4 protein-coding genes are annotated in these 13,553 nt (G+C 50.6%); 1 reads left to right on the top strand and 3 read right to left on the bottom strand.

What is annotated here, in order from left to right:
- Positions 1-7: 7 nt before the first annotated feature.
- The 3 genes from MHN31_RS16660 to MHN31_RS16670 form a co-directional block, all read right to left on the bottom strand.
- The gene (locus MHN31_RS16660; protein ID WP_239444815.1) at positions 8-6,757 is read right to left on the bottom strand and encodes a type I polyketide synthase; all 6,750 of its coding nucleotides are present in this window, start codon (positions 6,755-6,757) and stop codon (positions 8-10) included.
- Between the two features lie 2 nt (positions 6,758-6,759).
- Positions 6,760-11,097, bottom strand: a complete 4,338-nt coding sequence (locus MHN31_RS16665) for a hypothetical protein (protein ID WP_239444816.1) — start codon at positions 11,095-11,097, stop codon at positions 6,760-6,762.
- Positions 11,098-11,793: 696 nt separating this feature from the next.
- Complete coding sequence (locus MHN31_RS16670; RefSeq protein WP_125560694.1) at positions 11,794-12,414, bottom strand: AhpA/YtjB family protein; 621 nt, start codon at positions 12,412-12,414, stop codon at positions 11,794-11,796.
- 120 nt (positions 12,415-12,534) lie between these two features.
- Here MHN31_RS16670 and serB point away from each other — a divergent pair, with 120 nt between their 5' ends.
- Positions 12,535-13,548 carry a phosphoserine phosphatase SerB gene (gene serB / locus MHN31_RS16675; RefSeq protein ID WP_239444817.1) on the top strand — a complete coding sequence of 338 codons (1,014 nt, stop codon included), beginning with the start codon at positions 12,535-12,537 and terminating at the stop codon, positions 13,546-13,548.
- Positions 13,549-13,553 lie beyond the last annotated feature (5 nt).

Genomic DNA, 13,553 nt, shown 5'->3' on the forward strand with positions numbered 1-13,553 from the left:
TATTGCCTCATACACTTTCTGTTTCGGGTAATTGTTCTGTTTTAAGTTGGGTTATTTCACTCAGCAGGGATTGCAGCGCAAATTCCAGTTCTTCACGGGTATGCTCAACGTTCATAAAGAAACGCAGTCGACAACGATGCTTTTCTACTGCTGGGTAGCCGATAGGCATAACATTGATGTGTTTCTCGCGCAGCCGGGCAGACAAGAGCATGGCAACTTCCCACTCCCCGACAATGATTGGGATAATGGGAGAATGCGTTGTTGGGCCGCAGTCAAACCCAAGCTCCTGTGCCCTGGCGAGGAACCAGGCTGCGTTGCTCTTAAGTTTTTCCAGACGCTCAGGCTCGCGTCTTAGCACCCGGATTGCTTCCAGGGCCGCGGCAGCATTCGCTGGGGTGATACCTGTGCTAAAAATAAGCAATGGCGTGGTATATTTCAGAAATTGAATGAAGTTTTTGGACGCCGCAATGTAGCCGCCGCAACTGCCGAGTCCTTTACTTAAAGTCCCCATCCAGATGTCGACGTCACTTCGCACTACATCGTAGTATTCACCAGCGCCGGCGCCGGTTTTGCCGAGTACGCCAATGGAGTGAGCCTCGTCTATCATCAGCATACAGTTGTGTTGCTTCTTAATACGGATAAACTCTGGCAGATTACCAATATCACCGTCCTGACTGTAGACTCCCTCAATGACTATCAAGACGCGGCGATAATACTTGCGGATTTTGCTGAGGATCTTGTCTAGTTCGGCCCAGTCATCATGGCCAAATGAACGACGTTGCGCACCAGATAGCATCGCGCCGCGTACCGCACAGTCATGGATCCACTGGTCATGGATCACCAAGTCCTGTTTGTCCATAATGTGTCCAATCACAGCCACACTGGTGCTGTGACCACTGGCAAATACCACAGAGGCCTCACAGCCCAGGTAATCGGCAATTTCGGATTCCAATTCATGATGCAGTGGGGTTTCGCCAAATAACAGAGGCGTTGCAGAAGGAGATGTACCGTAGTGTGCAACGGCCGCCTGAGTAGCTGCGATGACTTCCGGGTGGTTAGATAAACCAGAATAGTTAAATGAGGCAAAGTTCAGCACGTCCACATCATTCAGGGTTGCCCGGCCAGAGTTAAGTCCCTGATGGATCCGTCCATAGGGGTTTTCGCCAATTGCATTGATCATGTTGAGACGTGCGATGTGAGTCTGATACTCCTCCGATTGTTCAAAGTCAGTTTCCGGGACAACGGTATGTGACTCCTCGGTCGCTTTTGCTTGGGCTGGCGCTTGAGCCTGCCAACTCATCGCGGCATTCGGTAGTGACGCTGTTACCTGAGTTGGATGAGGATTTAGCTGCGCATCAACAATTGCCACTAGCTCAGCCACACTTGGGTCCTGTTCTAGTTGTTCCGCTTTGAACTGACTTAGTTCGGGCCACGTTTGTTTCAGTTGTTTAGTGAGCTGTTTCACCATTAATGAATCGAGCCCCAGCTGGCTATGCAATTTATCGTTATCATGAATGTCGCTTGGTGCACAGCCCGCGATAGAGGCAAGCAACGACACCAATGTTGCATGGCTAGACTCACGACTAACTTGCGCAGCAGGAGCCGGCTGCGTTATCGCAGTATTCTGAGAAGAGGCTGCTTGTGCTTGTACCTGCGTGGCAGTCATGGCATGCGCCGTAGATTGAGGCTGACCTGCAAGGCTTTGTAGCACGGCAGACTGAGATTGGAATAAAGATAAAGCAGCCTGCATAAGCGAGCTTTCCTGGCCGGCTGGTGGGGTAGCTGGCCTCGTTTGGGCTACAGGCTCAGCTGTTTCTGGCTGATTCCAATACGAATCTCTGTCAAATTGGTACGATGGCATATTTATACGTTTTCCTGTTGAGTGTGAGTGTGGGGTCGTTGTTACCGGGTATCCGAGTTGCCACAGTTTTCCCAATGAAACCAGCTGCGCTGAATACGCATCCTGACGTTTTACAATGGACGGGAAGCCGTGAATGGATTGACTATTAATTTGTGCTGTTTTTAAGGCGAAATTAAGCAAAGTCCGTCCTGGGCCCAACTCAATAAAAAGTTTGCCCTGGTGCGCTAAGGCCCTTTCCACAGCACGTTTGAACTGAACCGGTTCCCTCATTTGTCTGGCCAAATACGCGCCATCGGGTCGCTGAGTGAGTATCTCAGAGGTGACCGATGAGATAACCGGAATGGCGGGTTTGGCAAACTCGAACTGCTCTGCAAACTGCTGCAATTGCGCCGCAGCATCAGCCATCATCGGGGTATGAAACGCACCGGAGACTGGTAACCACGAGCCTTCTACTGTCATGGGCAGTGATTGCTTCAGGGCCTCCAGTTGGGCACGTGGTCCCGCAAAGACCCGGTTACCTGGGGCGTTATCAGCGGCTAGCCAGAGGTGTTCATTGAGTGTGTGAGTCAGCTTTGTCAGAGCACTTTCTTCACCTAAGCAGGCGAGCATGGCGCCCTCAGTGGGCGCTTGTGCCATCAGGTGGCCACGTTTGATTGCTAGCTGCATGGCATCAGACAGGGATAAACTTTGTGCGCTATACATGGCTGCTATTTCACCCAGGCTGTGACCCAGAACCAAATCCGGAGTGACACCTTGTGCTTTCCAGAGGCTGTCTAAACTGGCTTGAAGCGCGAATATTAAAGGCTGCTGAATAGCAGTGTTGCGCAGCAAGGTTGGATCTGTGTCCTCGTGCAATAGCTCGACCAGTGACAACTCGCATTGCGCATGCTGGGCGAACAGTCTGTTGCATTGTGCAAAGGTTTTTTTAAACACCGGCTGGTTGAGCAGGGTTTTCCCCATCGCAGTAAACTGACTGCCTTGCCCAGAAAAGCAAAAGACAACTTTGTTACTGTCCGATGTTACGGGCTGAGTGACACTGTGAACTGACTGCTCCAGATCGCTCAACGCCTGAGACAAAGCTTGCATTGAGTCGACCACAGTGCTGAAACGATGCTCAAAAGTGTCTCTGGCGCCTGACAGTGTGTGGCAGATATCAGGCAGCGTAATATCCGGGTTTTGGTTGATGAAGTGCCTGATTGCATTCGCCTGAGCGGACACAGAAGCTGGCGTACGTGCAGATAGCTGAAGTAACTGCGGAGTTTCGGGAGCTGTACACTCTCGATGATCATCCGGCGCTTGAGTCACTAGCAGATGTGCGATGGTGCCGCCAAAGCCAAAAGAACTGACCGCTGCGGTTCTGGGGTTGTTATGCGCTTCTGACCAGGCTTGTGTGTGGCTTGGGATCGTCAGTTCAGCATGCTCCCAGTCGATCCGTTCAGTGGGGTTTGCACAGTGTAACTGGCCGGGGACTTTGCCGTGCTGGACACACATAACCGCTTTGATCAAGCCGGCGATGCCCGCAGCAGATTCCAGGTGTCCTATGTTGGCTTTCACTGAGCTAAGCCATCTGGTTGGCGTTTGACGAGTACTGTATATGTTAGCCAGTACTTTAGCCTCAATGGGGTCGCCAAGAGGTGTGCCTGTACCGTGCGCTTCAATCAACCCAACCTGACTCGCACAGAGTCCACTGTTTGTAAGTGCTTGCTCGATGACCTGGTGCTGTGCTTGCGGGTTCGGGGCCGTCAGACCATTGCTTTTACCATCATGTCCTACCGCTGAGCCTGCAATCTGTGCCAGAATTGGATCTCCATCACGTAAGGCATCAGTCAGGCGTTTCAGGACAACTATGCCACACCCCTCACCCCTGACATAGCCATCGGCATGTTGGTCAAATGTGGCACACCGGCCACGCGGTGATAGCATTTGAGCTTCGGTGAAAGCAACGGTGAGATCGGGTTTAAGCATCAAATTAACGCCACCCGCAAGTGCCATGGTTGATTCGCCGCGGCGCAGGCTTTCACAGGCCTGATGCACTGCGACGAGGGAACCGGAACAGGCAGTATCGATTGTCAGCGACGGGCCGGTTAAGTTAAGACAATAGGAAATTCTATTTGCGGCAACGGCTTGAGAGCCGCCGGTACAGCTGTGAATATCCAGATCTGCGAGATTCTGGCTTTGCAGTTGCCAGTATTCCTGAGGCCCACTGGAGACAAATACGCCCGTTTTGCTGCCTGCAATTGACTTAGGAGCAATGCCTGCATGCTCGAGTGCCTGCCAGCTGTTTTCGAGCAATAAGCGGTGCTGGGGATCCATTTTACTGGCTTCACGGTGTGAAATGCCAAAAATTTGGGGTTCGAATCCATCGACCTGGTCGAGGAAACCACCAAGCAAGGGAACACTATAGCCACTTTTGGTTTTCACCATACTCATGTCTGGCCAGCGATCAGGCGACACCTGAGTAATGGCATCGCGCTGAGAGCATAATAACTGCCAAAACTCGCTGAGATCATTGGCCTGTGGAAAGCGACAAGCCATGCCAATGATTGCAATGGCTCCGTTATCTGACTGTGAATGGGAAGTTTGCGTAGCCGCTGCAACTGGAGTCGGGCCAGATAATTGTTGGCTAAGTAGTTCAATAGCCTGCTCGACAGTGGGTGCCTCCCAGACAAATGTGTCTGACAGTGTCAGCCCGAATGTTTCCCCGAGTGCTTTTGCCAGTTTAACACTGTTGCCTGAGTCCAGACCCAGCTCACTAAAGCTAAGGTTTAGGTTAATATGACTAGCAGGCAAGCCTGTGAGCTGAGCTAGCTGGTGTATTAGCTGAGTACGGATCTGCGTTTTTGTAATGCTCTGATGAGGTGAGGATGAGCTCGTGTCGGCTGTTTCCAGCAGGGCAAGCCAATGAGACAAAGTTGGATTTTGCAACAAAGCACAGAGGTGGCTCTGCGTGGCAAAGCGTGTGCTTATCATGTTATCCAGCTGGCAAACCATGTCAAACTGCAGCGCCAGGTCGGCGAATGTGGGGCTCGCCGCCACCTCTACTGGCTCTGCTCTTAGGGCATCCAACTGGCTCAGTAGCAAGTCTTTGGGTAGTTTGTCAGAGCTGTCCTGAGCGACCGTGGTTTCAAGGTCGTGCGCGACAACACTGGCGAACAGGCAAGGCATTGCAAAAGTTAAGAACGACTCTTTGGCCTGAAAGCGTTGTAATTTTCCACTTGATGTTTGTGGTATCGCGCCACTTTTTACTGCTAATACGGCATAAGGTGTCAGGGCCAGAGGCGGCTCAGCAAGGCGTTGGCGGGCTCGCGCAACCAGGTCTATCAGTGCATCCTCATTGGTGGTGTTTGCTTCGAGCAAAACCACCAGCTCTTCTTGCCCTGCCATAGTAATACTGAACGCGATGGCTTTGCCGATGGCACCTTCGTAGCTCTGCTGTGCGATGTTTTCAATGTCATTGGGAAAATAGTTTTTGCCCCGCAGCACAATCAGGTCTTTCTTTCGGCCGGTAATGTGTAGCTCACCGTATTCGTCAATGAATCCCAAATCGCCGGTGCGCAGATAGGGTTTGTCAGCTTCATTGCGAATATGAGCATGAAATGTGGCTTGTGATATGTCGGGTTTTTGCCAGTACCCTTTGGCAACGCCTGGCGCATTCACCCAGATTTCACCTACGCGTTGCCCAGAAACACGCTCACAACTGTCTGGGTTAACGATGGCGATCTCGGTATCCAGTGCTGCTTTGCCACAGGCTACAGATTCAATGGCATTTAAAGGGTGCTGTGCAGTGAGCACCTGTCCGGCTTGCAGCGCTTGGCTGTCGAGGTTGAGTTTTCTCGCGCTGTGTTTTGGCTTACCGCCGGACACGATCAATGTAGCCTCTGCGAGGCCATAACAAGGCTGAAAAGTGGCCTCGGAAAAGCCTGCCGGGGCAAAACGTTTCTGAAATGCCTGGATAGTTGCGAAGCGAACGGGCTCGGCACCGGACAGTGCATGTTGCCAGCAACTCAAATCCAAAGCGTTAACTTGTTCATCAGTAAGCTTATTGACGCAATGCTGATAACCAAAGTTAGGCGCCACAGAGACGCGCGCGCGATGGGTTGAAATGAGCTCTAACCATAACTGTGGGTAACGCAAAAACGTGTTAGGTGCCATAAAGTAGCCCCAGCCACCACCGTATACAACTTGTATGATGTTACCGATCAGGCCCATATCGTGATAAGGCGGTAGCCAGGAGACAAAGGTATTGTCTCCATCTAGTGCCTGAAAAATGGCCTGTGAGTTGTGAATAAGGTTAGCATGGCTGACCTCCACCCCTTTGGGGGTGGAAGTGGAGCCTGATGTATATTGCAAAAAGGCTGTGGCATGGGGAGCAGGTGCCACTGGCTGCCAGTCGGTTTGTGCTTGTTTGGGCTGGGCTGGTTCGCGTACACTCAACCAGTTTAGGGTAGCAAAAACCTCTGATTTTGAAGTGATTTTTGATCGCTTGCTCAACAGCTTGTCTGAAGCCAGCGCATATTTTGGCTGGCAGTCACAAATGATCGCTTCGATCCTGGGCAAGGTCTGTTCCAACCTGGCAATAACTGGCGGGAATGCGGGCACTGCAATAGCCCCCGCCAATACACAGCCCCAAAAGGAGATTATATAATCCAGGCCGGGTTCGCTGAGCAAGATGACTCGCTCATTGCATGCCCCCTGACGCTGTAATTTTACTGCCAGCTGTTGCGCTGCCGTAAAGAGCTCGCCATAGGTGAGCGATTGAACCGGTTTGCCTGGCCCGCTCACAAAATGGTAAGCAGGCTGAGACGCAAACTTATCGCTGCGCCATTGTAGTAATTCAACCAAGTGGGCAGGCGCCTCCTGGCCTGCCAGTTTAGAAAAGCACGGGTGATTTAGCATTCTTAATTCCTATCCATGGACTGATCTAGTGCGTTAGCAATGCCATCTGAATCTCGATCCAGTACTGAGCGACGTGCTTCATCCTGATTCGGTTTCGGCGGGTAACACACAAAGGTTGCAGGTACCCGGTTGGCAAGTAATTGGCTAACGGTGAGAGCAGTCCCCACATCTGTTTCCACAATTGACTCAAGTGGCGCTTCGGCAGCTGCAACCGTCATCACATACCCTCCAAAGCCATTATTACCCGCTAGATCACAATGGCCTTCGGCCGCCGCTGCGGTCATAGCTTTGAAGTCTGCCAGCAACGTTTCTGAGGGGGCGCTGGTTAGCGTTAGCTGGCGCCCAACCATGGGTTTGAGGTTGGTATCAAATGCCATCATAAATGCTTCGCCAGCTTCGCGTTCGAGCAACCCGCTTGGATAGCACACACCGTCTTTCTCGCCATATTCAAGGGTAGAGCCGAGCTGAAAACACAGTGGCATCATCTCTGCACTGGGGGGATTCGGACAAACTAAAGATGCAGTCACTGCTTCTACGATGGGGGCTCCGAGCGCACTGGTAACCGGTTTTTGTTGCTGCAAGGCATGCAATGCGCCACGAGCAATGGTTTGCCAACGTTGATCTGAATGGATAGCAGGACTGCTCAGTACTGTCTCGACGACTTGTTTGGCAGCTGTTTTGTCACCTGAGGATGCAGCCAGAGCCAATGGTAGTAAGGTCGACTTATCTGCGCCTAACTTGGCAAAGAAGTCACTGGCCTGATGGGCGACCTGAGTTAAACACTGTTGTGGGTTGAGTGGCACAAAGGCATCAAATGCATCTGGGTTACCGCGTACATCATCGCCACCCAGTGTCCCGGCTGGACGACGTAAAAAGTCCAGAAGCCCTGCAAAGCGATGCAGTGTGTCGGCGGACCCATCATGAGAATACCCGTAACCACGGATCGAGGCACCTTCGTGCTGCGGGTTTCTATCGAAGAACCCGCCTTTGTATATGCCAAAGACACTCTGGCCCACGAACATATCAAATTCATAGGGCTGACCGAATTTACCCGTCCGCTTATACAAGTTTCTCAGATGTGGCACTTTGAATACCTGAGGGATATTAGAGAATGAGTATTCGCCGCTGGTCCCAAACAGTCCCGGTTTTTCGACACCAAACTCGGCATTGGCATGGGGGTCCAATACGTGACAACCCTGACATGTTGTCAAGCTGTCGGCAATGCGCAGTGCACAACTGTTTTTTGTTTGTCTGACCGCACAGGTACCCAGGATATTTTGTTCCTGACCTGCTGGTAATCTGGCATCAATCACCGGGCGACGACTGATGTTTGCATCTCCCCACAGGGTCTCCAGTGCGCTAACCACCTGAGTTGGATCGGTGAATTGCGCTTGTTGTTCGGTAGGCATATCTGTGAAGCTGAGTTGATCGAGTAAGTCAGCTAACACTGTGGTGTTGTGCTGAGCATCCAGTGTCTGAACAAAATCGATAAACCCTAACAGGCCAACTCGCTCTTCGGGATAAGTGTGACCTGCAAGCCAATTCTGGATTTGATCCAATTGAGTCAGGTTATAAACCTGTGCCTGATAATTGTTAGCAGCCTGGTTGCCCGCAAATGCAAGACTGGATAACGGCTGAGTCTGAAGTTGTCCCACAATCTGGGCTTCCATTTTTAACAGGCTCAGACGTTGTTGTAACTGGGCAACTGCATTGCGGTCATTGAGTGCATTGTCGGCGACTTCAACATCTAACCAAGCCTCAGCCAATTCTCCTACGTAGGAAAAACGATCCATGACGTAACGAACCGGGTTACCGTAGCATTCACACTGGTCTGTTTGTGGGTCTATATCAACCAACTGACCATTGGTGCCAATACACTGTCGGTTCGCAAACTGTTCATCCGTCATGCTGACACAGCCGAAAAACGCAGCACGGCCAGCCTGTTGTAATTCAGTGAGAGAGTTGTCTAGATTACGGATTGGGTTAGGTGGATAGCTGATCTTTAACAGGTAATCGGCCAGATATTCAAACTTATTGGTTTCAAGTGGTTGCTCAGAACCCAGCAACCCTACAACGGCTTCGTCAAATTCAATGATCGAGCTGCGTTCGTCAAATGCACCCGTATCTGGCTGTTCACCATAGGTGAACTGAACGCGGCGAACCCGGTCCCCACGCCAATGCGTTGCACCGTGGTTGGCGATGCCTCTCAGAGGTTGGGTGATCATGGGGCCTTTAATTGCTCTAAAATCTGGGTTAACAGCGGCGCGTTTAGGATCGGTTTGCCATGGATCAACCGCCAGATCAGAGACAAAGCCTATCTGAGGTGGAGAGACAAATGGGCCATAGTTGTTAATTGTGGTGGCATCCGGATTACTCAAATCCCAGGCCAGGCTATCGCTGTCACCAAAAATATGGCAGCTGGCACATGCCTGTGCACCATTGGTCGACATTTCAGTTGCATTGTAGAGGGTTGATCTGCCCTTTTGTACCAGGAAAGGTTCTGGGTTGTGCAAAGCGTGACGAGCAATTATTTTTGGCTTTTTACGCCTGATATCGACTTCAATCAGTTCATTGCTGAAGCGCGCCATAACGTAGAGACGTTGCCGTTTATGATCAATGGTAAGTCCAACTGGTCCGGCCATGATAGCGCTGTCATAATTTTGCCTTTTATTTGTCAAATTCAACGATTTGATATGCCGGTTAAAAGTACCGTCCCGGTCGAGATCTTGGGTATCTACATAGGCTAGCTTGTCAGAACCCAGCGCGGCTATGAATAGCGTTTGATTATCTGCTAAGCGACCTCTCTGGTCTTTTTTATGAGTAATATCAATTGCAACGGGAAAGGCCAGTGAGCGCTTCCAGCTATTGCCATGCACCTCTTTCTGTAAGTGGTCGTTGAGATCCTTCACCATGACTGAGTCTTGATCCAGAATACTCAATTGGCTAATTGCAAGACGGCCACGCACTGTTGAGTTTGCGAAGTGGCCAAACCCTTCAAATCGCGTCATGTTATTTGCGTCTTGGTTAACCACGTAGACAGCCCCTGATTTGGGGTGAGTCGCCATGTCGTATAAAATATGGCCAACTCCCGAGAAGGCATGCTCTTCGGTGAGCTGTCCTTGTTCATTGAAAGTGAGAGCAAAGACATCCTCGTCTGGCAAAGTGAACTTCATTAAATCGTTCCAAGCCATAACCGGAGTTTGTTCCTGACTGTATGCCGGATCCTGATCCAGCCAGCAGCCGTTAATGCTGGTATCGAAGTACTCGCCGCATACCTTTGGATCGTCAAAGTACTTCACCATTTGACTGATCACGGGCTGGATTTGTCCTGAAGAGTCTGTGCATGAACATTCCGGCGTCACGCGACCAGTGTCCTGAGGCAAAAACGCGATCAGATTGTGGTTTTGATCGGTCTGGGCGCAAAGCTGCAACTCATGTCGACGTTGCATCGCAGGTCTGGGATCTGGCATACAGCGTCCAATCCCTTTAACGGCAGGCGTACCGCCATACATTTTGATGTCAGGCTTAGTAACAACCAGCAAGCCATTGGCATCCTCAGTAACGTCCCCATGTTCCATCAGATGGTGCAGGTGTTCGATGGCGGCGCCTCGAGTTGTTTCTGCGGCAACCACCGATGTTCGGTTACCTGTGTGATAGCCTGCTACGTACACTTGATGGTGCACTCCCTGGGCATCTGCAGGTGCCAAAGTGATCGCGCGTGGTGCGGTTGTTGTTAAATTAATGACCTGTTCTGCTTCACGCGTTTGGGGGTGGTAAATAACCACATCTGCAAGACCGGCGGGACGGTCAAGCTGTGCATTTTGTGTCGGTGTTCTGACTAAATCAAAGCCATCTCTGGCACCTGGATCCGGGTGATTTTGTCCGCGGTGGGCCATGGTAACGAGTAGCCGTTTACCGGCTGGTGTGTTGGCGAGTATAATATCCTTTGGCTCGTCGCCCGTTGCGATGGTGTCAACAACCCGGCCAGAACAATCGGAGAGTGCGACATCAACGATGTTGATACTGTCGGACAGTTGATTGACGACCCACAGGGAGGCGCTGTGTTTGGTTTCTGATACCAAAGCGAGTGACACGGGACGCATACCCACTTTGATGGAGCCACATTGCGTTAGTTTGCCGTCCTTAGGTTGAAAAATTTCTAGATGGTCGTCTGGAATGTTTAAGGCAAAAACAAGCCCGCTTTTTTGCGATACCGAGATTGGATTGACGGGATCGGCTTCTAGCAAGGTATAGTCGTTTGATGCTGATGTTGCCGCCGATACAAAGGAGGAGGCGAGTGTCGCTATACCAAGCAGAGTCTTTTTCAATGTCATTTTCATATTTTTGACCCAGTTTAATACACCGGTGAGGTGCAGAATTTGAACGTACAAGGTTGCAGCTGTGCGTAAGGTCAAGTCGACTTTACTGGCGCAACTGGTCACGTTTTTTTTGTCTATTTACTTGCAGTTTGAGAGTTAAATTTGGGTGATCGAAGTGCTCCGTTTTCTCGTACCTTTATTGGTATCATGTTCCTAGATTGAGACGGATAGTAATATGATAGCTTTCTTTTTTTCAAATGTATTTTTTCTTAAAGTTAAACTATTTAACATTTTGATTTACAAAAACGGTATATTGGGTGATTTTATGCTCAATTTGTTTGTGCGAGATTTAAGCAACTAATCGGGTGTTATGAGCGTAAAATTTTGCTTTTTTACGAAATTACTTTAAAAGATAAAGAGCATTTGATTCTGAATAATTTCTAATCACGAAATAATTAAATTTGACTTTTTCGTTTTTTGGGATGCTGATCAGATGAGTATTTTGGTGTTTATGTAATGGCATTATTTGGCAGACCCTCACTTGCACACTGCTGAGGACATTTAAGCGCACCGGCGTTATCTGGTTTAAGGAAGGAGAGAACAATGCGCCGTGTCAGGAGTATAGAAAGTAGATGAAATAAGGCGGTAGTGGTTAGCGCACGCTGGCAATCTACCCGGCATATTTAGACGTACGTACCTCTAAGTTTTTCGCGAGATTTATTTTTGATCCTCAGTGTTATTGCGGATCTGACGTTTCACTTCCCAGCGTTTCAGTGCGCGTCCTACCTGCCAGGTAAAAATACAGGCAATGCCCAGCATCAGCAGTACCACGCGACCCAGTTCATGAAAATGTCTATGGCTTTGTGCCATCGCAGCTTCTGTTAAGTATTCGACGCTGACAAAGCCTATGGGTTGCTGCTCTGCGTCATAAATGGGTTCAACAATGGGCTGTTTTGACTGAGCCAGCCCGGGTAGGTGGCGAGGTAAATCGGTTATCTGAGGCGGCGCACTCTGGCCATCATTACCAATAATAAACTGGCCCTGATGGTTATAGAGTCTGACAGACAGCACATAGTCGTCACTGGCGAGGTGGTTGCTCAGGGCTCTGAGCTGGGGCGTATCCATGCGGCTCATTGGCAGGGCGGCATTCAGAGCTAATTGCTTAGTCAGGCTGCGGCCAGCGTGGTCGGCATTGCTGTGTAACAGCTGATGGGAGCGAAAACTGGTGTTAAATGCCAGCCAGGTAATGGTTAAAAAGCACATCGCAGCGATGAGCAGACGCAGTAGTCGCCGATTGCGTGAAGAAGAAAGGGTTTCAAGGGCTTGTGTATTTTTCATAGATCTTGTTTGCCTGCTGACATGCCACGATTAAGATGTTAAAAAGGGCGCATACCGTTACCAAGCAAGTATTCACACATCGGCTCAATGAGCCGGATATGACCCCAATCAGGAGTATCCATGTCAAAGTCACTCGCGTCAATCCAGTTGCGTGCCACGGCTGAGCCTGCTCAGCAGTGCCTCACTGTAGCAAATTGGTACCACATTGAAAACGATGATCAACTGAGACCTGGCAGCAGCCCGCTGTCCGAAGATGGCCAGTACCTATGTTTTTTTGGCGCTGAGCTCAATGAGGCGGATGTATTGGAGGTTCTGCGCTTGTGTCAGCAGGCGGATATTGAGGTCACCAGACTGGTACTGTATCAGCCAACAGCAACGATGACGCCTGGCCTGGTTGTTTACACGCATTCGGCACGCGATGTGCGTGCACCCATTCGCGCTTTAGCGGCTCAGCGTGGCCTGCAAGGTGCGGCTATCAGCCAGCCGCCCAGTTTGCTTAAGCCCGGGTTACTGGTGATGGATATGGACTCCACGGCAATCACCATCGAGTGTATTGATGAAATTGCCAGACTGGCCGGGGTGTATGATGAGGTTGCTGCGGTGACCGCACAGGCCATGGCTGGGCAACTGGCGTTTAACGACAGTTTGTATCAGCGTGTTGCTAAGCTGTCTGGCGTCGAGTTGCCGCTCATTCAGCAGCTCAAAGACAACCTGCCGCTGATGGAGGGCGTTGCCCAGCTGTGTGCGGTACTCAAAGCACATCACTGGCATCTGGCGATTGCCTCTGGTGGCTTTACCTGGTTTGCCGAGGCGCTAAAAGCGCCGTTGCAGCTGGATGCGGTCTTTGCTAACACATTGGAAATTGCCGACGATAAGCTGACTGGTAAAGTACTGGGCGAGGTCGTTGATGGCAGCAAAAAAGCCGAGGTGCTTAAATCTCTGGCTGAACAGTTTGGTATTGCACCTAAACAAACCGTGGCCATGGGCGACGGCGCCAATGATTTAATCATGATGGCTGCTGCCGGGCTAGGCGTCGCAGTTCATGGCAAACCTAAGGTGGTCGAGCAGGCCGATGCCGCGATAACCCAAGGGTCGTTGACTCAGCTGCTTTATCTGCTGAGTGTCCCGGTCTAGTTATG

Source organism: Pseudoalteromonas sp. McH1-42 (assembly GCF_022347845.1).
Taxonomy (GTDB): domain Bacteria; phylum Pseudomonadota; class Gammaproteobacteria; order Enterobacterales; family Alteromonadaceae; genus Pseudoalteromonas; species Pseudoalteromonas rubra_D.

Coding starts and splice junctions, on each gene's coding strand:
- MHN31_RS16660 (WP_239444815.1), bottom strand. CDS start 6,757: ATGCTAAATCACCCGTGCTTTTCTAAACTGGCAGGCCAGGAGGCGCCT.
- MHN31_RS16670 (WP_125560694.1), bottom strand. CDS start 12,414: ATGAAAAATACACAAGCCCTTGAAACCCTTTCTTCTTCACGCAATCGG.
- MHN31_RS16665 (WP_239444816.1), bottom strand. CDS start 11,097: ATGAAAATGACATTGAAAAAGACTCTGCTTGGTATAGCGACACTCGCC.
- serB (WP_239444817.1), top strand. CDS start 12,535: ATGTCAAAGTCACTCGCGTCAATCCAGTTGCGTGCCACGGCTGAGCCT.